The sequence below is a fragment of the Rossellomorea aquimaris genome (genome assembly GCF_008180865.1).
Lineage (GTDB): Bacteria > Bacillota > Bacilli > Bacillales > Bacillaceae_B > Rossellomorea > Rossellomorea yichunensis.
Genome location: NZ_VTEX01000002.1, coordinates 1044000 through 1069393 on the forward strand (window position 1 = coordinate 1044000; position 25394 = coordinate 1069393).

At 43.9% G+C, this 25394-nt stretch carries 23 protein-coding genes, 1 rRNA gene and 1 riboswitch; of the genes, 2 read left to right on the forward strand and 22 right to left on the reverse strand.

Features of this window, described 5'->3' with window-relative positions; genetic code table 11:
* Window positions 1-6 precede the first annotated feature (6 nt).
* The 6 genes from ligA to FZC88_RS12660 all read right to left on the reverse strand — a co-directional run bounded on the left by ligA (window position 7) and on the right by FZC88_RS12660 (window position 8402).
* Window positions 7-2013, reverse strand: a complete 2007-nt coding sequence (ligA, locus tag FZC88_RS12635) for an NAD-dependent DNA ligase LigA (RefSeq protein WP_148995105.1) — start codon at window positions 2011-2013, stop codon at window positions 7-9.
* 80 nt (window positions 2014-2093) lie between these two features.
* A complete protein-coding gene (gene pcrA / locus FZC88_RS12640) occupies window positions 2094-4316 on the reverse strand; it encodes a DNA helicase PcrA (RefSeq protein ID WP_148995106.1) in 2223 nt (740 codons plus the stop codon).
* Window positions 4317-4399: 83 nt separating this feature from the next.
* Complete coding sequence (gene pcrB / locus FZC88_RS12645; protein ID WP_148967204.1) at window positions 4400-5086, reverse strand: heptaprenylglyceryl phosphate synthase; 687 nt, start codon at window positions 5084-5086, stop codon at window positions 4400-4402.
* Window positions 5087-5252: 166 nt separating this feature from the next.
* The gene (locus FZC88_RS12650) at window positions 5253-5552 is read right to left on the reverse strand and encodes a YerC/YecD family TrpR-related protein (RefSeq protein WP_148967203.1); all 300 of its coding nucleotides are present in this window, start codon (window positions 5550-5552) and stop codon (window positions 5253-5255) included.
* Between the two features lie 19 nt (window positions 5553-5571).
* Complete coding sequence (locus tag FZC88_RS12655; RefSeq protein ID WP_148995107.1) at window positions 5572-6609, reverse strand: DUF3048 domain-containing protein; 1038 nt, start codon at window positions 6607-6609, stop codon at window positions 5572-5574.
* Window positions 6610-6662: 53 nt separating this feature from the next.
* Complete coding sequence (locus tag FZC88_RS12660; RefSeq protein ID WP_148995108.1) at window positions 6663-8402, reverse strand: adenine deaminase C-terminal domain-containing protein; 1740 nt, start codon at window positions 8400-8402, stop codon at window positions 6663-6665.
* Between the two features lie 125 nt (window positions 8403-8527).
* On the opposite strand from FZC88_RS12660, the gene FZC88_RS24665 reads away from it, so the two are divergent.
* Window positions 8528-8983, forward strand: a complete 456-nt coding sequence (locus FZC88_RS24665; RefSeq protein ID WP_148995109.1) for a YgaP family membrane protein — start codon at window positions 8528-8530, stop codon at window positions 8981-8983.
* Window positions 8984-9178: 195 nt separating this feature from the next.
* Complete coding sequence (locus tag FZC88_RS24740) at window positions 9179-9268, forward strand: EYxxD motif small membrane protein (protein WP_348774862.1); 90 nt, start codon at window positions 9179-9181, stop codon at window positions 9266-9268.
* On the opposite strand, the gene purD is transcribed toward FZC88_RS24740, so the two are convergent.
* From purD to rrf, 16 genes are all read right to left on the reverse strand, one after another.
* Window positions 9246-10520, reverse strand: a complete 1275-nt coding sequence (purD, locus tag FZC88_RS12670) for a phosphoribosylamine--glycine ligase (RefSeq protein WP_148995110.1) — start codon at window positions 10518-10520, stop codon at window positions 9246-9248. The two genes, FZC88_RS24740 and purD, sit on opposite strands and share 23 nt — an antisense overlap.
* A gap of 246 nt (window positions 10521-10766) precedes the next feature.
* Window positions 10767-12302 (reverse strand): bifunctional phosphoribosylaminoimidazolecarboxamide formyltransferase/IMP cyclohydrolase, encoded by a 1536-nt coding sequence (purH, locus tag FZC88_RS12675; RefSeq protein ID WP_148995111.1) that lies wholly within the window; start codon window positions 12300-12302, stop codon window positions 10767-10769.
* 361 nt (window positions 12303-12663) lie between these two features.
* The gene (gene purN, locus FZC88_RS12680) at window positions 12664-13239 is read right to left on the reverse strand and encodes a phosphoribosylglycinamide formyltransferase (RefSeq protein ID WP_148995112.1); all 576 of its coding nucleotides are present in this window, start codon (window positions 13237-13239) and stop codon (window positions 12664-12666) included.
* A 36-nt stretch (window positions 13240-13275) separates the two neighbouring features.
* Window positions 13276-14304, reverse strand: a complete 1029-nt coding sequence (gene purM / locus FZC88_RS12685; RefSeq protein WP_148995188.1) for a phosphoribosylformylglycinamidine cyclo-ligase — start codon at window positions 14302-14304, stop codon at window positions 13276-13278.
* Between the two features lie 11 nt (window positions 14305-14315).
* Window positions 14316-15737 (reverse strand): amidophosphoribosyltransferase, encoded by a 1422-nt coding sequence (gene purF / locus FZC88_RS12690; protein ID WP_148967196.1) that lies wholly within the window; start codon window positions 15735-15737, stop codon window positions 14316-14318.
* Entirely contained in the window at window positions 15713-17947 is a 2235-nt protein-coding gene (gene purL / locus FZC88_RS12695; protein WP_148995113.1) for a phosphoribosylformylglycinamidine synthase subunit PurL, read from the reverse strand. Before purL ends, purF begins: the two co-directional genes overlap by 25 nt.
* On the reverse strand, window positions 17931-18617 hold the full coding sequence (gene purQ / locus FZC88_RS12700) for a phosphoribosylformylglycinamidine synthase subunit PurQ (RefSeq protein ID WP_148995114.1): 687 nt from the start codon (window positions 18615-18617) through the stop codon (window positions 17931-17933). Before purQ ends, purL begins: the two co-directional genes overlap by 17 nt.
* Window positions 18614-18868 carry a phosphoribosylformylglycinamidine synthase subunit PurS gene (gene purS / locus FZC88_RS12705; protein WP_148967193.1) on the reverse strand — a complete coding sequence of 85 codons (255 nt, stop codon included), beginning with the start codon at window positions 18866-18868 and terminating at the stop codon, window positions 18614-18616. The genes purQ and purS overlap by 4 nt, the downstream gene beginning before the upstream one ends.
* A complete protein-coding gene (gene purC, locus FZC88_RS12710; RefSeq protein WP_148995115.1) occupies window positions 18856-19581 on the reverse strand; it encodes a phosphoribosylaminoimidazolesuccinocarboxamide synthase in 726 nt (241 codons plus the stop codon). Before purC ends, purS begins: the two co-directional genes overlap by 13 nt.
* A gap of 108 nt (window positions 19582-19689) precedes the next feature.
* Window positions 19690-20988: an adenylosuccinate lyase gene (purB, locus tag FZC88_RS12715; RefSeq protein ID WP_148995116.1), complete on the reverse strand. Its 1299-nt coding sequence runs from the start codon at window positions 20986-20988 to the stop codon at window positions 19690-19692.
* Window positions 20985-22145 carry a 5-(carboxyamino)imidazole ribonucleotide synthase gene (purK, locus tag FZC88_RS12720; RefSeq protein ID WP_187443600.1) on the reverse strand — a complete coding sequence of 387 codons (1161 nt, stop codon included), beginning with the start codon at window positions 22143-22145 and terminating at the stop codon, window positions 20985-20987. Before purK ends, purB begins: the two co-directional genes overlap by 4 nt.
* Entirely contained in the window at window positions 22132-22611 is a 480-nt protein-coding gene (gene purE / locus FZC88_RS12725) for a 5-(carboxyamino)imidazole ribonucleotide mutase (RefSeq protein WP_148967189.1), read from the reverse strand. Before purE ends, purK begins: the two co-directional genes overlap by 14 nt.
* Before the next feature lie 152 nt (window positions 22612-22763).
* A riboswitch (purine riboswitch) is annotated at window positions 22764-22865 on the reverse strand.
* 86 nt (window positions 22866-22951) lie between these two features.
* The gene (locus FZC88_RS12730; protein WP_148995118.1) at window positions 22952-23152 is read right to left on the reverse strand and encodes an NETI motif-containing protein; all 201 of its coding nucleotides are present in this window, start codon (window positions 23150-23152) and stop codon (window positions 22952-22954) included.
* Window positions 23149-23700 carry a DUF2179 domain-containing protein gene (locus FZC88_RS12735; RefSeq protein ID WP_060671612.1) on the reverse strand — a complete coding sequence of 184 codons (552 nt, stop codon included), beginning with the start codon at window positions 23698-23700 and terminating at the stop codon, window positions 23149-23151. Before FZC88_RS12735 ends, FZC88_RS12730 begins: the two co-directional genes overlap by 4 nt.
* Before the next feature lie 236 nt (window positions 23701-23936).
* On the reverse strand, window positions 23937-24587 hold the full coding sequence (locus FZC88_RS12740; RefSeq protein WP_148995119.1) for a peroxiredoxin-like family protein: 651 nt from the start codon (window positions 24585-24587) through the stop codon (window positions 23937-23939).
* A gap of 532 nt (window positions 24588-25119) precedes the next feature.
* A 5S ribosomal RNA gene (gene rrf, locus FZC88_RS12745) occupies window positions 25120-25236 on the reverse strand.
* Between the last annotated feature and the right edge of the window lie 158 nt (window positions 25237-25394).

Here is a 25394-nt window from a genome sequence, read left to right on the forward strand (position 1 = left end):
CACCTCTTATCGGTTAAGTTCTTCCATCAGCTTGTCCTCGTCCCATACTTCGATGTTCAACTCATTTGCTTTCGTAAGTTTTGATCCCGCTTCTTCCCCTGCGATGACAAGATCGGTTTTCTTACTGACACTGCCAGTGACTTTTCCACCTAGCAATTCGATCTTTTCTTTTGCTTCATTTCTGCTTAATCGTTCAATTTTTCCGGTTAACACAATGGTTTTCCCTGCAAAATAAGAGTCGACTTCACTTGCAGCTACCGGCTTCGGTCCTTTGTATTCAAGATTGACACCGGCAACCTTCAATTCCTGGATCAGTTCTTTCACTTCATCATTTTCAAAGTAGGCCACAATGGCATCTGCCATTTTATCACCGATTTCGTTTACATTGGTCAGCTCTTCTTTGCCCAAGTTCATTAACTTGTCCATTGATCCGAACTCTTGAGCCAATGTTTTCGCCGCTTTTGCTCCAACATGACGGATTCCAAGTCCAAAGAGCAATTTTTCCAGAGAATTGGTTTTTGAGGCTTGAATGGCATCCAATAGATTATCTGCGGATTTTTCACCCATTCGTTCCAGTTGAAGAAGCTGCTCTCGCTCTAAACGGTATAAATCTGCCACATCTTCAATCAATTTCTCCCTGAATAACTGACTGATCACTTTTTCTCCGAGACCATCGATGTTCATGGCGTTTCGGGATACAAAGTGAATCAGACCTTCCCGGATCTGAGCAGGGCATTTAGGATTGATACAGCGAAGGGCGACTTCACCTTCAAGTCTGACCAGATCACTTTCACATTCAGGACAATGAGTGGGCATTTGAAATTCCTGTTCGTCACCCGTCCTCTTATCTTCTAATACGTTAACCACTTCAGGGATGATATCACCGGCTTTTTTTATAACGACATGATCGCCGATTTTAATATCTTTTTCTCTAATAAGATCTTCATTATGAAGGGACGCGCGTTGAACGGTTGTACCAGCGACACGGACCGGTTCCAAAATCGCTGTCGGTGTCACCACCCCGGTACGGCCTACGCTTAATTCAATCTCTTTTAACACAGTTACCACTTCTTCAGCAGGGAACTTGAATGCAATCGCCCAGCGTGGACTTTTCGCAGTCGTTCCGAGCTGTTTCTGCTGCTCCAGTGAATTGACTTTAATCACGATCCCGTCAATGTCATATGACAGATTCGGACGTTGATCGGTCCATTTGACGACAAAATCAATGACTTCTTCAATTGTCGCACATTGCTTCCGTTCAGGATTCGTTTTAAATCCGAGACTTTCTAATTTATCTAACCCTACACTGTGAGAGTCGATCCCTGTATCTCCAACATCCGCTAATGCATATAAGAAGAGATCGAGATTTCTTGATGCTGCGATTTTAGGATCGAGCTGACGGAGGGAACCTGCCGCTGCATTGCGGGGATTGGCAAAAGGCTCTTCCCCTTTTTCATCTTTGATCTTATTTAACGCTTCGAAGGAACCTTTAGGCATAAAGGCTTCTCCACGAACTTCAAAGGAAATCTTTTCAGAAATCTTCAATGGAATGGAACGGATGGTCTTTAGGTTCGATGTAATATCTTCTCCTATCGATCCGTCTCCCCTTGTCGCCCCTTGAACGAAGACGCCGTCTTCATAACGAAGAGAAACAGCCAGCCCATCGATCTTCAGCTCACATACATAGGAAAAATCATCTCCAATGGCTTGACGGACACGACGATCAAAGTCCCGGAGATTCTCTTCATTGAAGGCATTCCCCAAGCTGAGCATCGGCGTCCGATGTTCCACTTTTTCAAATGCGTCCAATATCGCTCCTCCTACACGCTGAGAAGGTGAATCGGATGTTTTTAGATCAGGAAATTGATCTTCCAGTTCGATGAGTTCTCTCAGCAGCTGATCATACTCAGAATCGGGAACTGATGGTTTATCAAGAACATGATATTCATAGTTATACTGATTTAACAGTTCATGTAGTTCATTTATTCGTTTTCCGGCTGATTGTCGATCCATTTCCACAACCCTTTCTTGCTAAAGTGTTCAGATTGATTGAGTTTAAGCCGGGAGTGAACTACCCACCCGACTTTAGATTGTTACGCTTTTTCTATAGGAGCGAATTTGGCAAGCAGACGTTTGATTCCCATCGGACTCGGGAACGCAATGTCGAGCTCTACGCTGTCTCCGGATCCTTTCACACTAACAACCGTCCCTGTACCCCATTTCTTATGCTGTGCTTTGTCCCCTACTTGCCATGCAACAGACTCACCACCGGTTGTCGTTTGAACCGGTCGTGAAACAGGCTTACGCGGGGCAGGACGAGTTGGTGCTTTCGCTGATTTCCCTAAAGGTGTGAAGGCACTCTTCTTCTCTGCCATCACGTCATCCAGCAATTCAGCTGGAATCTCCTGAATGAATCGGGACACAGGATTCATCTTCGTTTGCCCGAAGAGTATTCTCATTTGAGCATTTGTTAAATAGAGCTGTTCTTCTGCACGGGTGATCCCTACATAAGCCAGACGGCGTTCTTCTTCCATCTCATCTTCTTCCATAAGGGAACGACTGTGTGGGAAAACCCCTTCCTCCATCCCCATCAGGAACACGATAGGGAACTCAAGACCTTTTGCAGCATGAAGGGTCATCAGAATGACCGAGTCTTTTGGCTGATCATCTTCATCAAGCTTATCAATGTCCGCTACCAATGCCAGATCCGTTAAAAATGCGACAAGACTCTTGTCATCGTTGGACTGCTCGAAGCTTTTGGTTACAGACAGGAACTCGTCCAAGTTCTCCAAGCGACTTTGAGACTCAATCGACTTTTCTGCTTTTAACATATCGATGTAACCGGATTTCTCCAGTATTTCTTCTACGAGCTCGGTTACGGACAAATATTCCTGCATGGCCGTATAGCCTTTCACCATTTCCTTGAATTCTATGACAGCTTTCGTTATTTTCGGACTGAGCCCGATAAAGTCCGCTTCTTCCAACGTTCTGAACATGGAAATATCATGATCCTGTGCATAACGGGCAATTTTGTCTACAGAGGTTGCCCCTACGCCCCGCTTCGGAACATTAATGACACGTATTAGGCTGATGTCATCATCCGGATTCGAGATGAGTCTCAGGTAAGCTAATATGTCTTTGATCTCTTTACGGTCATAGAACTTGATGCCGCCGACGATGGAGTATTCAATATTTGATTTTAAAAGAACTTCCTCCATCACACGGGACTGGGCGTTTGTTCGATAAAGGATGGCGAAATCGGAATATTTCCTCTTACCGCTTTCCGTCATTTCTTTGATTTTACCTGTCACAAATTGAGCTTCGGTCTGCTCGGTATCCGCTCTGAAATACGAAATCTTTTCACCATCATGATTTTCTGTCCAAAGATTCTTCGGTTTACGATTCGAGTTCTTTTGGATCACTTCATTCGCCGCCTGCAGGATCCTCTTCGTTGAACGATAGTTTTGTTCAAGGAAAATAACGGTTGCTCTTGGATAATCCTTTTCAAAAGAAAGGATATTGGCAATGTCCGCACCGCGCCAGCGATAAATCGATTGATCGGAATCCCCGACTACACACAAGTTCTGAAAGCGGGAAGCCAGCAGTTTCACGAGCATATATTGAGCTCTGTTCGTATCCTGATACTCATCGACATGGATGTATTGGAACTTCCTTTGATAGAACTCCAGGACTTCCGGTACACGCTGAAACAGTTGAATCGTCGTCATGATGAGATCATCAAAATCCAACGCCTGATTCTTACGTAAACGCTTCTGATATTCTGTGTACACATCAGAGACAACTTGATCGTAATATCCCCCTACCTGTTTGGATAATTCTTCGGGAGTCGTCAGCTCATTCTTCGCAGAGCTGATGGATCCCAAAAGCGAACGGGGATCAAATTTTTTCGGATCAATATTTTTTTCTTTTAAAATCGCTTTGATCACCGATTGCTGATCGGTAGAATCAAGAATCGTAAAATTACGGTTCATCCCGATCCGGTCAATATCACGTCGCAGGATTCTGACACACATGCTGTGGAAGGTCGAGATCCAGATGTTATCAGAAGCACCGCCCAGTATGTTATGAATACGATCCTTCATCTCTCTCGCTGCTTTATTTGTAAAGGTAATCGCTAAAATATTATAAGGATTGACCCCTTTTTCCACCATCAGATACGCTATTCGATGCGTCAATACTCTTGTCTTACCGGAGCCTGCCCCTGCCATGATCAGCAACGGCCCTTCTGTCGCCTTCACAGCTTCTGCCTGCTCAGGATTCATTCCATTCAACAATCGATCAGTCAAAAATTGCATACTCTCACACCACCATAACGAACGTACGTTCTATATTTGTATTCCATTATATCCCACTTAGGGACGGACCTCCAGTTTAATCCTTATCCCTTCACTGCTTTTACTGTTTTTAACGCTTCCTTCAAATTGTCATATACAGCATTTCCTATTACGACAACATCTGACACCGCAGCCATTTCCTTCGCCTGTTGGACGGTTTTAATACCGCCACCGTAGAATAATGTTGTGTTTTCCAGTGAATCTCTTACCTCTTTCACCGTTTCAACATTCCCATATGTACCACTGTACTCCAAGTAAAAGATTGGCAGGTTGAACATTCTTTCTGCCATCATGGCATATGCTGCCGCGTCTTCACTTGAAATATCTGTATCGGCCTCCGTAACCTGTGCCGCCTTACAGTCTTTGTTTAATATACAATATCCTTCTACAAGGATTTCATCCCAATTCATGATTTCCCCATATTCCTTTACAGCCTGGTGATGCAATCCTGTCACCCAATTCATGTTCGAACTGTTCATCACCATCGGAATGAAATATAAATCGAAGCCCGGAGTAATCGACTCCAAATTAGATACCTCCAGAATACAAGGAACAGTATATCGTCTCACCCGTGCCATCAAATCAAGAACCTTTTCAAGGGTTACACCGTCCGTTCCCCCTACAATAATGGCGTCAGTCCCTGATTCACATACAGCTTCTAAATCTCCATCATCGATTGTCTTATTCGGATCTAGTTTAAATACATGGCTCCACTTTTGGACATCATACATGCTTTGTTCCTCCATTCATACATCCATCTAACGTATTATATCATTTGTAAGAAGGAGCCGCATCACCTCGTCTATTGTTAAAGTTTGTATGAGTCGAAGGAGCAGACAGATGAAATCCCCACACAAAAACAAAGACCGCTCATCATGATGACAGCGGTCCCTTCTATTATTTTTCTCCCTGATGCACACGATCCAATACCAGTTCGTAGGCATCATTTCCGTAGTTTAAGCAACGCTTCACACGAGAAATGGTTGCGGTGCTTGCACCAGTTTCTGTTTCAATCTTATGATAGGTTTTCCCATCCTGCAGCATGCGAGCTACTTCAAGGCGCTGAGCAAGAGATTGAATTTCATTGATTGTGCAAAGGTCATCGAAGAAACGATAACATTCTTCAAGATCTTGTAGAGATAGAACAGCATTGAATAACTGATCCAGCTCCTTGCCTCTTAGTTTATTTATTTGCATAAAAAGACTCCTTTTTCATCTATTCTTGAAATGATACAGACCCGGCCAAGCCTTCAGAACTTGGAATGATATTGATCCACGTAGATCCTTTTCGCAAACTGACAGGTTTATTATTTTCAAAAGGAAGGATTCTGCCATCTACGTTCTTCCACTGAACTTCCCGGAGTTTTCCTTCTTGGATCAGGTACGCATTCCCGCCTGATTCAAAATCAATGTTTCGTCTGCCTGCATCGTCGACTATTTTATGAGACGCTTCCACTATAAAGAGATTTTCTACTAAAACAGGGTCTTTGGAATCGTAATCGATGGTCTGTTCACCATTTGAGTAACGCTCGTATTTGCCCTCTTCTTCGTTGAAATCATACACTACGTTAAACAGCGGATTATTGTTATATGAAATCATGACAGATCGGGATACTTCTCCGCTTATCGGCCCCTTATCACTAAAGTTTAATGATTCCGGCGGACGTGCCATATCAAAGTCGTTCTGCTCCGCTCCCTCTTTGATATGCTCAAAGGAGATATAGGAATTATGAGGAGCCTTACGGAAGCTTGCACGCTTGAACAGCGTTCCATCATATTTCATGCCGTTTAAATTGTCAATGAAACCGCTGGTCAGCATTTCCTGTGCTTCTGGACTATATCCATGGGCAACATATAGACTATCATATCCTTTGGCAAGCTCCACATAGTAATCTCTGGCACTTCGTACAGGACCGATTTCTTCAGGCTTTTGGCTTTGATATATGGCCAGGAATCGAGTGACATCCCCTTCTGCCAGGACTTCATACACAATGTCTGCTTTTGAAAGGCCTGATTGGGGACGCGCCTTAGGGTGATTATTCACCATGACAGCAACCGCTCGCGCCGTGGATTCTTTCTCTTGTACCTCACCTGTTAACGGTGATTGGTTTTTCTCTTCCGTTTCTACGTCTGTCTCTTCTTTCACAACTGGAGTTGCAGCTTCTTTATCAGATTCTTTCTTTATCTCTTTATCTGAACTACATGCGACAAGTGTAAACGAGCTTAAAGCAATGATCAAAGCTCTTTTCAGCATGTTTTTAGACACCCCTATTTATATAGAAATCTTTTTCCTTATACTTTACTATTTTAACGCATTATCGTTGGAAAGAGTACCGTTTTCTTCATTACATCATAGATTCCCTTTTGTGTCATCCGTATATAAGGTAGATGAGTCGACTGAAGGAACAGTAAGGTATAAATGGGATCCGAGAATCGATATCCTCTTTCTTTTAACAAACCTTTAAGTGTTTTTTCTTCTTCAATAAGCTCCGGCATCTCTTTATGAGAGAGCAGGCCGCTTAATGGAAGTGGTATTTCGTGAATGACTTCACCCTTCTCTGTCAAAACAATTCCGCCTCCGATTTCCTTCATCCGTTTAAAGGCAGCTATCATATCAGACTTGTTCTTACCAATTAGAATGATGTCCCCTGTATTTGAATAGGAGGAAGCAAAGCCCATGACACCCGTTGAGAATCCTTTGATCATTGTGCTGATTCTCCATTCTCCCTTTCGATCCAGCAGCATGAGGAACGATTGATCGTGATTAAGATCCTGCTCCTCCGTAGATGGATTGATGGATATGGAATAAGGCTTGGTAATGACATCGTTCACCATTTCAATTCCAAAGGGCATGGAAAACTGAAGATCATCGTGGCCCACTTCCCAATTCAGGGATAATGGTTTAAATCCGTTTGTTTCCCAATTTATTTCAGTGGAATCTTCTATTTGCTCCCCATCTCTCTGTACCCACTCCCCTTTTGAGAGGACGGACTTAGGAGTTGGGTCATCTATTGCCGAAAGGAAGTTAATATTAGCCACTCTGCCTGTAGCGATCATCCCATGCAAATGAGTGATGTGATAGTAATTGGCGACGTTGTAGCTAGCCATATTATATGCTTCGATTGGGGGTATGCCCTTATCGATCGCCATTTTTATCATGAAATCCAATACACCTTGTTCATAAAAGCCTGGTGTCGATCCGTCCGTTGTAAACAGTAATGAATCATACGAATCGATGCCCTTTTCTTTTAACCCGTCTAATAGAACCGGCAAATCCGGCCGGATGGAGGAATGACGCAATGTGACGGTCAGCCCTTGAATAAGCCGCTTATAGACGTCTCCTCCGGTCATGGCTTCATGATCACCATCGATCCCCAGTAAGCCAAGCTTGGCAATGGTTTTGTCAGATGCTCCTGGCAGATGTCCTTCAACGACCTTGCCCATTCTCTTCGCTTCCTGCATCCAGTGGAGAATCAGATCATCTCCCTGAAGCAGTCTCGGCCAGGCGGTCAACTCTCCTCCTTGAAGCACGGAGTCATGTTCCAGCCATGATTTTACTTCACCATTTGAAAAGGTTACCTCTTCATTCTCCATCTCCGTTTGAGAATCGAATCTTGTCCACCAATACATAGTGACGGGCATTTTATTAAAATCTCCCAATAAAGAAAACGCTTTCTTTTTTTCCAATTGCAAAAACATCATCAGGTTATCATTTACGAATGTCGTTGTACCGGTTTGGGATGCATACTTGGAAAAGGATTGGGGATTATAAAGCTGAAACGGATGTACATGCGGTTCGATATATCCGGGAACGAGGTACTGTGAGTCACAGTCCACTATCTCGCAATTCTCAAGGTTTTCCGGGAGCTGATCGCCTGTATAAACAATTCGATCACGGTAAACCCAAATGTGTCCCTGCACCCATTTCTTTAGAGTCGAGTGAAGGTACGTTGCATTCTTTAAAAGGATGCCCGGAGAAATTTCTCCGTTCAGTACTTGTACATGTTCTCTTAGTTGTTTGTTCTTCCATCTGTAGCGCTGTTCCAATGTGAACACTCCTCTAGTGGAATGGTATTAGTTTAAGTTTCATTTTATGTTAACATATTTTACTATTTAACGCATTAACGGTTTACAACAATTATGTGAATTTTCTATTAAGGAGGAGTTTACAAATGAAAGTATCATCAAACATCGGGATTATCAATGCCCTTATCCGCATCACAGTTGGTTTCACGATTCTTGCCTGGAGCACATCAAAGCTTGCAAGACGTCCTTGGAGGGACTCTTATCTCGTGATGGCAGTGATCGGTGCCATGAAAGTAGGAGAAGGAATTCTTCGCTACTGCCCTGTTACAGCCCTATTTGAAAAAGGCGAAGAGGGAAATGGTGGAAGCGGAGGATTTGCAGGATTCAAAGCGAAGGATATGATGAACTTTAAAGACATGCTGAAATCCGACAAATCAACAGATCACAAAGATCACCACCCAACAAACGAACACAAACAAGCCCCCCTGGACAATACCAAAAAAGAAACTAACTTCAATCCCGAAGAACTCACCAACAAAGAAGTCCAGTCAGCATTGAATGGTGACAACATGGGTGACAAAGGGACGGACCTTCTTTCTTAGGGATATTAGGATTGTAATGGAGCAGTTATTCCCTTCCGTTCCCTTATTTAAAGACATTTTCACCAGATTTAAATTCCGTTTATAGCAAGAGTGCCGAGGTCCGTCCCTCGAAAAGGGGTGAGACCTGGCACTCATGATTAATACATTTATGAATAAAGGAGTTGCTCATTTATGTTTTGGGAATATTTAACGGACATGTCGTATGTGTTGTTTTCCCTGATTGGCGGCATTATTGCCATTGCTTTTGTTTATGTTCGCAGAACTAGGAAGAGACGTGTTCGATAGCTTTCTTCCCTATATCTCTTCTGTAGAACAACCCATTCCAATCCACCTTATCTAATTCTTTATACACTTTAGCCTGGGCTTTTTCCACAGATGGTGCAGAAGAAGCTACAAGTAACACTCTCCCACCAGTTGAAACAAGGGCAGCCTCTGTATTCTGCTCGGTTCCGGCATGGTATACGAGGGTTTCTTCATCCAATGACTCTTCAAGGTTCGGAAGGGCGATTCCTTTTGCGTATTCACCCGGATAGCCATCAGCCGCTAATACAACACCCAGAACAGCCTCTTGTGACCATTCTAATTGCACAGGGTTCCCTTCGATCATGTTCTTCACAACAAGACCAAAGTCAGAAGTCAAACGCGGCAGTACAACCTGGGTTTCAGGATCGCCAAATCGGGCATTGAATTCGATGACCTTTGGACCTTCACTTGTGAGCATCAGCCCTGCATAAAGAATGCCGGTAAACGAACGATTCTCCTTAACCATCGCTTTAGCCGTGGGATGCAGAACAGTTGAAATCGCTTCTTGTATGACATCGTCCGAAATATGAGGTACCGGTGAATACGCACCCATTCCGCCTGTATTCGGTCCCTGATCTCCGTCAAAGGCACGCTTATGGTCCTGTGCAATCACCATTGGATAAACGGATTCACCATGTACAAAGGCCATCAAAGAAAACTCTTCCCCAAACAGACACTCTTCAACTACCACTTTAGAAGAAGCATCACCAAACTTTTCATCAAGAAGCATTTCTTCCAGTGCGCTGATCGCTTCTTCTTCCGTTTCAGCAACCACAACGCCCTTTCCAGCTGCCAACCCATCCGCCTTTACAACAATAGGAGTCCCTACCTCTTTTACATATTCGATTGCTTTCTCAACGCTTTTGAACACTTCATATTTAGCCGTTGGAATGTTGTACTTTTTCATTAATTCCTTAGAAAACGATTTGCTTCCTTCTATGATGGCCGCTTCTTTGGTCGGTCCAAATATGTGCAGGCCTTCTTCTTGGAAACGATTTACGATACCATCCAATAATGGGTTTTCAGGACCTACAAAGGTATAAGCGATATGCTCTTTTTTGGCAAAAGCAATAAGATCATTCACATCGGATTCACTGTATGGAAGATTCGTCGCAACGCTTGCAATACCTGCATTTCCGGGTGCACAGAACACTTCTGTCACACTTTCACTTCCCGCTAACTTCTTACATATGGCATGCTCGCGACCACCGCGACCGATAACAAGTACTTTCATCTTGAAAAGCCCCCTTTTTAAGAAAACCTCTCCTACCTGAGTTGAAGATGAGGAGAGGTTGTATGTGGAATGGATCTATGGTTAGGTGAGGTTAGAGGATATGGTAACGGGTAAGAGCTTGGCTGAGGTCCGTCCCTCAATCCTCACTCTGACTAATCACCCAGTTCCCAACAAACCGTTTCCCCACATGGTTTATGAGTAATTTCACAAAAACTTCTTTCAATGATTGGAGGTCCGTCCCTCAAATTAATGTTTGAAGTGGCGGATTCCGGTGAAGACCATGGTGATGCCGTGTTGTTCGGCTTTTTTGATGGAGTCTTCGTCCCGGATGGAGCCTCCTGGCTGGATGATGGCTGTAATGCCCGCTTTGGCTGCTGCTTCTACGGTGTCGTCCATTGGGAAGAATGCGTCAGATGCCATGGCGGCCCCTTTTGCTTTTTCACCTGCCTGCTCGATTGCGATGTTTGCGGCACCTACCCGGTTCATTTGTCCTGCCCCTACTCCAACCGTCATTTGAGCATCCGTTACAACGATTGCGTTGGATTTCACGTGCTTTACAACTTTCCATCCCAGTTTCATGCTTGCCCACTCTTCATCTGTCGGCTCACGTCTGGTTACCACTCTCAGATCTGCATCATCGAGGGTAAATGTGTCATCTGCCTGAACAAGCAACCCACCTTCAACGGTTGTTAATTTACGTTCAATTTTGTTTGTGGATTCAAAAGGAATCGTCAATAAACGGATATTCTTCTTGCTTGAAAGAATCTCAAATGCTTCATCGCTAAAAGCAGGAGCAATGACAATCTCCAAGAAGATTTCATGAAGCTGCTTGGCTGTTTCTTCATCCACGATGCGGTTTAGAGCCACTATTCCACCAAAAATAGATGTAGAATCGGCTTCATATGCTTTAGAGAACGCTTCATGAATCGTCGTACCAACTCCAACACCACATGGATTCATATGCTTTACCGCAACTGCCGCTGGTTCCGTAAATTCTTTCACAATTTGAAGAGCCGCATTCGCGTCATTGATATTATTATAAGAGAGCTCTTTTCCGTGGAGCTGTCTTGCCATGGCTACAGAGAATTCAGAGCCAAGTGGTGCACGGTAGAAAGAAGCCTGCTGATGAGGATTTTCCCCATAGCGCAGTGTTTGTTTTAACTCGTACGTTCTTGTAAATCGCTCAGGATTTTCTTCCCCTGAAATGTCTGTCATATATTCAGCAATGAACGCATCGTAAGCAGCCGTATGACGGAACACCTTAGCCGCCAGCTTACGGCGTTTTTCTAGGGATAGTTCCCCTTGAAGCTTTAACTCATTGATGACTTCATCGTAGTCAAGCGCATCGACTACCACAGTGACATACTGATGATTTTTTGCTGCCGCCCTCAGCATCGTCGGACCGCCGATGTCAATATTCTCAATCGCTTCTTCTACACCGACATTCGGTTTAGCGATGGTTTGTTGAAACGGATAAAGGTTGACACATACCAGGTCGATTCCTTCGATTCCTTGTTCCTGAAGCTGCTGGCGATGGCTTTCTTCACCGCGTTTTGCGAGGAGTCCACCGTGGATATTGGGGTGAAGTGTTTTAACGCGTCCTTCTAATATTTCGGGGAAACCAGTTACTTCTTCTACTCCCATCACTTCAACGTCACTTTCTTGAAGAAGCTTCTTTGTTCCACCTGTCGAAATGATTTCGTACCCAAGTAACTTTAATTCCTTAGCAAATTCGATTACTCCGCTTTTATCTGAAACACTGATTAATGCTCTCTTTTTCAATGTCTGCTCCTCCTCTGCCTGCTGTAATGCTGATTTTATTTCATTATTTGATTGAATTTGAAATGGGTACGAGGTTTCTCATAAAATTTCTGGGTGGAAAAGCAGAGTGTGGTGTATGAAACGGTGTATCTGGGCTATTTTGTTTACTAATTGCACCCGTTTAGGTGAGTGTTGTGCCACTTTTGGAAAAACTTGTGCCACTTTCCGCGTTTGTTGTGCCAAATTGTGAATACCGAACTCAGCCTTTACCGTATGCCACGCCCCACTGCTCTCCCCATTACTTTAAATGAAACCAAACCCAAGGTCCGTCCCTCACCACTTTACCACACTACCATGATAAAGCAACCGCCTTTTCCCGGCTTTAGTAGCCTGTGGTAAGGAAGAGGTGGTTGAGGGTGGTTGGGTACAGGTGGTGTTCGACGTGCTGGATTTTGTCCTGGAGTGATTGTTTGGTTTCGCCTGTTGTGACCCGGACGATTTCCTGCGCGATGATTTCCCCTGTATCCATTCCAGCATCTACATAGTGTATGGTGACGCCAGTGATCTTCACTCCACCATCGATTGCTTGACCGATGGCATCTTTTCCTGGAAAGGAAGGGAGAAGGGAGGGGTGGATATTCACGATCCGTCCTCCGAAGCTTTCCAGTAATGTTGGACCAATCAATCTCATATAACCTGCTAATACAATAAAATCAACACCCAAATGAGCCATTTCATTTAGGATTTCCTGTTCAAATGCCTGTTTGTTTTCGTAATCTTTTGCACGGAAGACGAAAGTAGGAATCCCTGCTGATTGGGCTCTGTGAACCACGAACGCTCCCGGCTGGTCACAGACAAGAAGTTTAATATTCGCTTTCAGTGTTCCGCCTTGTACAGCATCTACCAATGCTTGAAAATTACTTCCGCTTCCTGATGCAAAAATGGCAATCTGTCTCATGACTCGCCCCCGATATTGACTTACTCATCCTTCATTTCAACGAACGAAACGCACTCCATTTCCAGTGGTCACCCGTCCGATCATAAAGGCTTCTTCTCCCTGTGCGTTGAAGAATTGAAGAATTTCTTCTGCTTCATTTTCCTCAACCGCTAATACAAATCCAATCCCCATGTTAAAAATGTTGTACATTTCGCTGCGTGGAATTTCCCCATAGTGCTCAAGGGCCGTGAAAATGCTTGGGATATCCCAGCTTCCTTCTGTAATGTCCGCTTGCAAATGATCCGGCAGCATCCGCGGGATATTTTCAATGAATCCTCCGCCTGTAATATGGGACATCCCCTTGATGGAGAATTGCTTTAGTGCAGCTAACACTGGTTTCACGTAAATCTTGGTTGGTGTAAGTAACGCTTCTTTTAGTGTGGTCCCGACTTCCGGTAATGATTCTTCCAAAGAGAACGACTGATCTTCGAAGAATACTTTTCGTACTAAAGAGTACCCATTACTGTGTATACCACTGGAACCCAGTCCGACTAACACATTTCCTTCAGAAATTTTTTCGCCAGTGATAATCTCTTTTTTTTCACAAGCCCCTACTGCAAAGCCGGCGATATCATATTCTTCATCAGAATACATACCAGGCATCTCGGCAGTTTCGCCACCGATCAGCGCACAGCCAGCCATTTCACATCCGTCCGCAATACCCTTTACAATACCTTCTATCTTCTCTGGAAGTGCTTTTCCAGTCGCTATATAATCTAAGAAATACAGTGGTTCCGCTCCCTGAACGACAATGTCATTCACACACATGGCCACACAATCGATCCCGATCGTATCGTGTTTGTCTGCCATGAAGGCAAGCTTCAGCTTCGTTCCGACTCCATCCGTACCTGATACAAGAACAGGCTCTTTTAAATTCAGAGAAGATAAATCAAACATTCCGCCAAAACTGCCTAATTGACCAAGGACCCCTTCTCGAGCGGTTCTTTTCACATGCTTTTTAATGCGGTCGACTGACTCGTATCCCGCTTCAATATCTACTCCTGCTTGACGATACGCATTTGCCATCATGATTCCCCCTATTTCACTAACTCTTTTTCATGTGGATGAAGTGTATCCGGGTAGATTTCCGTTGGATACTTTCCTGTAAAGCAAGCTAGGCATTGACCACGATTTTCTGACGAATCATTTCGGTCGATTGCTTTTAACACACCGTCTGTACTCAAGAATGTCAGGGAGTCGGCTCCAATGATCTGACGCATTTCCTCCACTGAATTGGAAGAAGCGATCAGCTCTTCATGAGTCGATGTATCAATGCCGTAGAAACATGGGTTCTTGATAGGCGGCGAACTGATGCACACATGAACTTCCTTGGCTCCGGCTTCTTTGAGCATGCTGACGATTCGTCTACTTGTGGTTCCACGAACGATCGAATCATCTACCATTACCACGCGTTTCCCTTCTACTACTCCTCTGACCGGTGAAAGCTTCATCTTCACACCTTGCTCACGAAGGGATTGAGATGGCTGTATAAATGTACGCCCTACATAACGGTTCTTAATAAGACCTAATTCGTATGGAATACCTGACGCTTCTGCATAGCCGATCGCACTTGAAATACTGGAGTCAGGTACACCTGTTACAACGTCCGCCTCAATCGGTGCTTCTTTCGCAAGTTCCATTCCCATTCTTTTTCTGGCGGAATGGACGTTGATCCCTTGAATATTGCTGTCTGGTCTTGAGAAGTATACGTATTCCATCGTACACATCGCATTCCCACCTGAAAAACTAAACCGTTCTGAGGTCAGTCCCTCATCATTGATGATCACAAGCTCTCCCGGCTCGATATCCCGTACAAATTCAGCCCCTACGATATCAAAGGCACAAGTTTCAGAAGCTACGCAGTAAGCATCCCCAAGCTTACCAAGTGATAATGGACGAAGACCGTGCGGGTCCAGAGCCACCATCATTTCTGTTTCCGTCATCACCACAAATGCATAGGCGCCCTTCAACATGGTCAGCGCATTTTTCACGCGGTCTTTCAAGTTGAAATAACCGCTTCTTTTAATCAAGTGAGCTAACACTTCTGTATCTGAACTTGTTTGAAAAATACTCCCCTGTCCTTCAAGCTGATGCTTCAAGGCGTTCGCATTGACCAGATTTCCATTATGAGCAAGAGCAAGGCTGCCATTCTGTGAGTTGAAAAGGAGAGGCTGAACATTTTCATAGCCTCCGCCCCCGGCTGTAGCATATCGTACATGACCGATGGCTGAATCCCCTTCAAGCTTCTCGATGGTACCTTCCTGGAACACTTCCGTTACGAGACCTTCCCCTTTTAAGCAACGTAACTTCTCACCATCTGAAACGACAATTCCTGTGCCTTCTTGCCCTCTATGTTGCAAGCTATGAAGTCCGTAATACGTAATTTGTGCAGCATTGGGGTGTCCCCAAATACCAAATACTCCACATTCTTCATTTAAACCTTTGATTTCAGCAGGCATGGGATGGCTCCTTTCCAAGCTGACTCTAATTCCTCTACAGAAGCTTGTAAAATGACGTCTCCATTTTCTGATGATACATTGATTGCTCCACTTGCTGCTACGTTTCCAACTGCCTTCGCATCTGGAACAAGTTTCTCAAATTCGTCTTTATTTTCAGGTTTTACTGAAACGATGAAACGGGATTGTGTTTCACTGAACAGATCTGCCACAGTGTTTTCTCCAGAAACCTGAACGTTTGCCCCCAGACCTTTTGTTCCGAAAGCCGATTCTGTAAGAGCAACGGCGAAACCACCTTCAGCGATATCATGAGCCGAAGCTACAAGCCCTTTTTGGATTGCTTCTAAAAGCTGCATTTGACGGCGAAGCTCTGTTTTCAAATCGATCTTTGGAGCCTTACCGAAGATTTTTCCTTCAGTCAGCTTTTGAAGCTCACTTCCGCCAAACTCTTCGTGGGTTTCACCAATGACAAAGATATAATCTCCAGCTTCTTTAAAGCTTTGTGTAGTAATATGGTCGACGTCTTCAATCAATCCAACCATTCCAACTACCGGAGTTGGATACACCGCTGTACCCATTGATTCGTTGTATAAGGAAACATTTCCACCGATGACAGGAGTCGATAGCTCACGGCACGCCTCACTCATTCCGTCAACTGATTTTTCAATCTGCCAGAAGATTTCCGGTTTCTCTGGATTCCCGAAGTTTAAGCAGTCCGTAATCGCCAGTGGAATCGCTCCTGAACAAACGATATTACGTGCAGCTTCCGCTACAGCGATCTTTCCTCCGACCTCCGGATCCAGGTAAAGGTAACGGGAATTACAATCCGTTGTCATTGCAAGTGCTTTTCTGGTGCCGCGTACCCGTACGACCGCTGCATCAGAACCCGGGCTAACAACCGTACTTGTTCTTACTTGATGATCATATTGATCGTATACCCATTCTTTACTCGCGATCGTCGGCTGCTGCAAGAGCGCCTTAAGGGTTTCTTTATAATCGTATACTCTTGGAGATACTGTTTCCATTGCTTGAAACTCTTTATAGTAAGCCGCTTCTTGAGATGGCTTATGATAAACTGGTGCTTCCTCAGCAAGTGCATCAACCGGCACATCTGCCACTACTTCTCCTTTATGCAGAAGGCGAAGACGCTTATCATCTGTTACTTTTCCGATCGAAACTGCCTCTAAGTCATATTTCGAAAAAAGATCAACGATTTCTTGCTCGCGTCCTTTTTCAACGACGATCAGCATGCGCTCCTGAGATTCTGAAAGCATCATTTCATATGCCGTCATGCCTCTTTCACGCTGCGGGACAAGATCAAGATTCATTTCGATACCGGAACCTGCTTTGCTTGCCATTTCAGCCGATGAACTTGTAAGACCGGCTGCTCCCATATCCTGAATTCCAACAAGAGCATCATTCTGAACAAGTTCCAAACACGCTTCAAGAAGTAATTTTTCCATGAATGGATCTCCCACTTGAACCGCCGGGCGCTTTTCTTCTGATCCTTCATTTAATTCCTCGGATGCGAAAGTTGCTCCGTGAATGCCGTCACGACCTGTTTTCGCTCCAACATACATGACTGTATTGCCGACACCATGAGCCTGACCTTTTTTAATATCTTTATGATCGATCAATCCAACACACATAGCGTTTACAAGAGGGTTTCCTTCATAAGAGGCATCGAATTGAACTTCCCCTCCGACCGTTGGGATACCGATACAGTTTCCATATCCGGCAATACCTGCTACGACTTCTTTAAATAGATACTGAACACGAGGAGAATCCAGCTCTCCAAAGCGTAAAGAGTTGAGGAGTGCGATAGGTCTTGCCCCCATCGAGAATACGTCTCGTATAATACCCCCGACACCCGTTGCCGCTCCTTGGAAAGGCTCAATGGCTGACGGATGATTGTGACTCTCGATTTTGAACACCACTGCTTGATCATCGCCAATATCAACAATTCCAGCCCCTTCTCCAGGCCCTTGAAGAACCCTTTCACCTGTCGTAGGAAACTTCATCAGTACAGGTTTCGAATTTTTATAGCTGCAATGCTCTGACCACATAACAGAGAAAAGACCGGTCTCCGTGTAGTTCGGTGTTCTTCCCAGGATGTTCTCCACCATTGAAAATTCTTCGTCTGTTAAACCCATCTCACGATAAAGCTGCTCTTCTTTCACTTTTGTTGAAGTTGGTTCAAGCATTAACGACATGTTTTTCCCTCCAGTGTTTCACAATCGATTGAAATAGTTTCTTCCCGTCTTCACTACCTAGTAAAGTGTCCATGGCGCGCTCAGGGTGAGGCATCATCCCAAGGACATTTCCTGCTTTATTTGTAATCCCCGCAATGTTTTCAACGCTTCCGTTCGGATTTTCATCACTGTACGTGAATACAATTTGATTGTTTTCCTTAAGTGTGATCATGGTCTCTTCGTCACAGAAGTAATTTCCTTCACCGTGAGCGATTGGAATTTGAATCACATCATTCTTTTCATACCCATTCGTAAACATCGTTTCATTATTTTCAACGGTTAACGGTACCGTTTTACAGATGAACTTCAAGCTCTCATTTCTGCGCATAGCCCCCGGAAGTAGACCCGTTTCCAGTAAACCCTGAAATCCATTGCACACACCCAGAACCGGCTTACCTTGCTCTGCCGCTTTCACCACCTCTTTCATGACGTTCGAGAAACGGGCAATCGCTCCTGAACGAAGGTAGTCTCCGTAAGAGAATCCGCCTGGTAATAGAATCGCATCATAGTTTTCCAGATTATCAGCATCGTGCCAAACGTATTCGACTTCTTCGCCGATTTCGTCTTTAATCGCATGGTACATATCGATGTCACAGTTAGAACCTGGGAATACAATCACTGCAAACTTCATTGAGCCACACTCTCCTCGATTTCATATCGATAATCCTCAATGACAGGGTTTGCGAGTAGTCGGTGACACATTTCTTCAACCGCAGCTTCTACGTTTTCAACAGAGGATGGAAGAGTAAGCTCCATATACTTCCCGACGCGCACATCTTCAACCGCTTTGAATTCCATTGAATGCAACGCTTGTTTCACAACACTTCCCTGAGGATCTAAAACACTTTCTCTTAATGTGATATAAACTTTTACTTTGTACATAGCTTGTTTCCTCCTAAGCGTTCTAAAATGATTGAGTATACTTCTGTTAAACTCCCTAGATCTCTTCTGAAAACATCTTTATCAAGCTTTTGGTTCGTTTTTGAGTCCCATAATCGGCATGTGTCGGGTGAAATTTCATCCCCTAATAAAATCGCACCGTTACGGTCTTTTCCAAACTCTAATTTAAAATCGACAAGTGTGACTCCCGCTTCTTTAAAGATCTCTAGGAGTACCTCATTCACACTAAGTGCCATTTCCCTTATCTCAGCGCGTTCTTCCCTTGAAGCAATATCAAGGTAATCAATGTGATCATCCGTGATAAGCGGATCCCCCAGATCATCGTCCTTATAGTAGAATTCGATGATCGGTTTTTGAAGTGGCGTCCCTTCTTCTTTTCCAAGCCGTTTTGACAGACTTCCCGCAATCACATTCCGAACCACGACTTCAAGCGGGATGATCCGTACACGTTTGACCAGCTGCTCATCATCCGATAACTGTTTAATAAAGTGACTCTGTATTCCTTTTTCAGCAAGCTTTGAAAATAGCAAGCTCGAAATCTTATTATTTAATACCCCTTTGCCGTCGATATCCGCTTTTTTCTCCCCGTTAAAAGCAGTGGCAGAATTCTTATACTGAATCCAAACGACTTCCTCATCTTGTGTGGCGAAAATCTGCTTCGCTTTACCTTCATACAAAAGCGTTCCTTTTTCCATATGAAATCCCCCTACTCCCTGAATATTGCCAATCTTCAGTCTATATTTTCATAAAAAAAGGAAGGGATTCTGCTAAAAACCCCTGCCCTATTCATTTGTCAGAAGGACTTAATCCACTAAGCCGCAACGTTCAAAGATTGTATCCACATGTTTTAAGTGATAGTTGTAATCGAAGCAGTCTTCAATGTCAGCAGGTGAAAGCTTGGAAGTGATGGTCGCATCCTCTTCAATAAGAGACCGGAAGGCCACTTGTTTCTCCCACGCTTCCATCGCTTTCGGCTGAACCGTATCATACGCCTCTTCACGTGTCATCCCTTTATCGATAAGGGCCAAAAGGACACGTTGAGAGTAAATCAAGCCAAGCGTACGATCCATATTACGCTGCATATTCTCCGGGAAGACCGTCAAGTTCTTGATGATATTTCCGAAACGGTTCAGCATATAATTTAAAGCGATCGTCGCATCCGGAAGAATCACACGCTCTGCTGATGAGTGCGAGATATCACGCTCATGCCATAAAGGCACGTTCTCATATGCTGTCAGCATGTATCCTCTGATCACACGCGCCATTCCTGTCATGTTCTCAGAACCGATCGGGTTACGCTTATGTGGCATGGCCGATGATCCTTTTTGACCTTTCGCGAAGAACTCTTCCACTTCTCGTGTTTCACTCTTCTGAAGACCTCGAACCTCAACAGAAAACTTTTCGATGGAAGTGGCGATCAATGCAAGTGTCCCCATGTAATGAGCGTGACGATCACGCTGAAGTGTTTGTGTAGAAACCGGAGCTGGCTTGATCCCCAGCTTTTCACACACATATGATTCAACGAAAGGATCGATATTTGCATACGTCCCAACGGCACCGGAAATTTTACCGAACTCAACTCCATCCGCTGCTGCCTTGAATCGTTCCACGTTACGCTTCATCTCTTCATACCACAGGGCAAGCTTCAGACCAAAAGTAGTCGGCTCAGCGTGAACTCCGTGCGTACGTCCCATCATGACCGTATGCTTGTGCTCAATCGCTTTGTTCTTTAATATTTCTACGAATCGCTCTAAGTCTTTAAGAATGATTTCATTAGCCTGCTTTAATTGATAAGAAAGAGCCGTATCCACTACGTCAGTAGAAGTCAATCCGTAATGAACCCATTTTCTTTCTTCTCCGAGGGTTTCAGAAACCGCTCTTGTGAAGGCTACCACATCGTGTCGCGTTTCTTCTTCGATTTCCTTAATACGTTCTACATTGAATCCGGCGTTTTCACGAATCTTCGCAACATCCTCTTTCGGAATGTCCCCGATTTCAGCCCAAGCTTCACAAGCCAAAATTTCTACTTCAAGCCATGCTTGAAAACGATTTTCCTCTGTCCAAATTGCTCCCATTTCAGGGCGTGTATAACGTTCTATCATACCAGTCGTCCTCCGATCTTTTCTTGCACCTTCCAAATTCCAGCTTCGTTTATGTTCATCAACGTCTCTTCCACATCGTTTGTTAAAAGAGTGACATGACCCATCTTACGTTTCGGCTTTGGTACGTCCTTTCCGTAAAGATGAATAAACCAGTCTGAATGCTTTGGAACAGCCTTCATAATAGGCTCGATATGCTCTCCTAATAGGTTAACCATCACAGCGTTCTTTAATAAGGTTGGTTGAACAAGCGGCCAGTTACAAACAGCTTTTATATGTTGGGCGAATTGTGAGAAGTCACATGCTTCGATTGAGTAGTGACCGGAATTATGAGGTCTTGGAGCCAGCTCATTGATATAGATGTCTCCATCCTCCGTCAGGAACATTTCAATTGCCAGCGTTCCGACTAGATCAAGAGTCTCACTGATTCTCTTCGCCATCTCGATCGCTTTATCTGCTACTTCTTCACTCACCCTTGCCGGCGCAATCGTTTCATGTAAGATATTATCCACATGAATATTTTCCACTACCGGGAAGTTGGTTTGCTGTCCATCGGGATTTCGTGTCACAATGACGGATAACTCTTTTTCAAAAGGTATCCATTTCTCTAACACACATGGACCGTTATCCAATAAAGCAGCGGCTTCTTCTATCCCGCTCTCTTCACGGATCACATACTGCCCTTTTCCGTCATAACCACCTCTGGATGTTTTCAGAACCACTGGATAGCCAAGCTTTTCTATATTATCATATATATCCTGTTGTTGTTTAATCACAGCATAAGGAGCTACTTTCACCCCTGCAAGTGTAAGGGCTTCCTTTTCCATGATGCGATCCTGTGTAATTCGGATCAGCTCTGCTCCTTGAGGTAAATAGGAACGCTCCGACAACCATTTAAGTGCTTCATAATCAATGTTTTCAAATTCATATGTGATCACGTCACACTCTTCTGCCAATCTATAAAGGGCATCATACTGGTCAAAGCCGGCCGTGATCACAAGATCTGCCACTTGGGCACATGGTGATTGTGGTGCCGGATCTAAAACGGCCACCCGAAAGCCATTTTGTTTCGCAGCAAGGGCCATCATTCGTCCAAGCTGTCCTCCGCCAATGATCCCGATCATCTGTCCAGGTAAAATCGTCTTCTTATTCAAGGTCATCACTGCTTTCCATCACTTTTTCCCGTAGTGCATCTCTTCTATTTTCCAAAGTTGCAGCCAACTCTGTATTTTCTATCGAAAGGATCTGTGCGGCAAGGAGTCCTGCGTTGGTAGCTCCTGCCTTCCCGATCGCCACTGTCGCAACAGGAACGCCGCCCGGCATCTGCACGATCGACAGCAGTGAATCCATTCCGTTCAACGCCTTAGACTGAACCGGTACCCCGATCACAGGCAATGTGGTCTTCGCAGCCACCATTCCCGGCAAATGAGCAGCACCGCCTGCACCTGCAATAATGACATTCACTCCGCGAGCTCTTGCACCTTCCGCAAACTCAAACATATAATCAGGTGTCCTGTGAGCCGATACAACTCGTTTCTCAAACGGAATCTCTAACTCTTCCAATACCTCACACGCATGCTTCATTGTCTCCCAGTCCGATGTACTTCCCATGATTACTGATATCATAATGTGACAGGCACCTCCCGTAGTTTAATCCCTCTTAACAAAAAATACCCAGATCAATTGCTCTCTACTTTATGAGAGAAAGCAATTGATCTGGGTATTTTACAGAGGATGGTCCCATTTTATCCGATAGGGTCCACAAACGAGCTCGTATCCAGACAGCTACTTTCCCTCATAGTCCGACCATTTACGGTAGTCAGGTAGAAACTCATGGGCCATATTCCCATTATTATATGAGGGTATTCGGTTTATTTGTCTCCATCATATCGTGATATAGAGGCTCTGTCAACGAATAATCGAACGATAATAAAAGTCTGAAAATTAATGTTCGGATTTGAAGCGTTTACTCTTCAATCTTCTTTCCCTCGAAGACAATTGTCTGTTTAATAGGGACATACTCTGTTTTCGTTCCATCTTTTTGTTCTTCAAACACAGGTTTTTCCATCCGTCTTACCGGCATATAACCCATATCCTTCATACGGTCTAAACAATCTGTAATCGTCTCATTCTCCTGCACTTCAAATAATAATTTCTGTTTACTCATTCTTTTAATTTTCCTTTACGAATATTTCGGACTGTCTTCACCCAGAACCCTCCGTGAATCGCTTTCGGTTCATACGCAATGATAAATGCCTTTGGGTCAAGCTCTTTAATTGTATCATACAGCTTCATCTCATACTTTCGCGGAGTCAGGATCTGCAGGGCCATCCGGTTTCCTTCCAGTCCATTCGCTTCCCAGTTCGTAACCCCGTAGCCCCTTGCACGGAGTTCATTCGGAAGGGCCTTATCATATTCTTTCGTGATCACATTGACCGTAATATAGCCAAGCGCAAGCTTCTCCTCGATTTTCATACCTACAATCACCCCGAGACCATAACCGACCGCATAAGCAATCAGATTCTGAATCTCATTCAGGTTGTCAAGTACCAGCCCAAGACCCACAACATAAATCACTACTTCAAATGTACTCACAAAAGCTGCAATATATCGATAACCCTTCAACGTCAAAATCATTCTGATCGTAAAAAAGGATACGTATACGACATTGATGATCAAAATAATGGCTACCATCACAAAACTATTGTCTAACACCGTGATGCTCCTCTCTCCACTACTACTTGTAGTATGCTCAAATTAAGTTCCTATTTTACTAGAAAAATTCCATAATATGAACCACTTCAAGAAAAATTACGAATGATTTTCCGATGACAATTTCTAGAAAATCTGATCTCCTACTTTGTGTCTTTCCTATTTTGACCTGATTAAAACATAAAACGGCGTTATGGCAGCATGTCATTGCAGCCATAACGCCGTCTTGCTTTGCTATATTATAACGATTTCAGCTTCTCTACCACTTCAGAAGGTTCCACACGATCTTTGTAATCGGCTTTCGTATATTCGTAAGCAATCGTTCCGTCCTGCTTAATAATATATGTTGCTGAAATAGGGAGCGTCCATGAATCACTGTCATTCGCTTTCTCCAGATCCAGACCTTTTTCTTTGTAGATATCCACTAAGTAAGGTGGCAGCTTGTAAACCAACCTATACTCATCTGCCACTTTATTTCCATCATCACTTAACACGAAATAATCCAATTCATTCTTCTCTTTTGTAGAAAGAGATGCATCAGGCGTTTGCGGACTGACCGCAATCAGCTTGGCACCTGCTGATTCAATGTCTTCCATTAGTTGTTGGTATGCGCGCAGCTCCATATTGCAATATGGGCACCATCCGCCACGATAAAACGTAAGGATGACCGGGCCATTCTTCAGCACATCTTCCAGTGTGACTCCTTTGCCTGTCGCATCCGGTAACGTAAAGTTCGGTGCTTTCTCCCCTACACGAAGACCTTTACCATCATCAGAGCGCTCTAGTTCGTTGATCGCTTTTCTCATTTTATCCTGTACTTCCTGAGATGCATTCTGCTTAAATTTAGAAATATATTCATTGTACTGTTCTTGCATATTAGTTGTTGCCATTTGAAAACCTCCCTTTAGAACTTGTTTACAGTATAAGAGCAGGTTATTCAAAAGAAAAGCGATGTGCTTGGTTGGGTATGGTGATGGTGATGGAAAGGGATGGGTGATGTTGTGACGACTTATTTTGTTTTCGAATTTGGGGATTTGGCAAGTTGTGAAGAGGGATGTAATAATTGGTAGTTAAAAGAATGGTAGAATTGCTCTTTTTTACAAGTTTTAGTTGAGAATGAATAAAATATAGCAAGACTCTATAAAAATGTAGTACTTCTAGTTTCAAAATTGTAGACAGTGCCATTTGTTTCGTTGATTCTTTGGTTCCGACTTAAATAATTGCGTCTGAATTGATAGTTATTGCGTCGTTTTTTAAATTTATGCGTCATTTTCGACAGTTTTTGCGTCTATTTTTCATTTTATGCGTCTTTTTCCAAACACCTCCTAACTCTTACACAGTGGTGGAGAAGAAAATGCAAACCACATATCTATCCACACACAACAAAAAAAGCAGCCCCTAAGAGCTACTCTTTTTCTATTTGCCTGGCGACGTCCTACTCTCACAGGGGGAGATCCCCCAACTACCATCGGCGCTGAAGAGCTTAACTTCCGTGTTCGGCATGGGAACGGGTGTGACCTCTTCGCCATTGTCACCAGACGAATATTCAATTGAAGGGTTGTTCCTTCAAAACTAGATAAAGAATTGATGTCAAGAAAGCCGAATACCGACCAATTGTTGCATCTACTTCTTCAAGTAGATACCATTCCAGCTCCGGCGGCTAGAGACTCGAGGTCATTTCAGTTCAATCAGCTGAG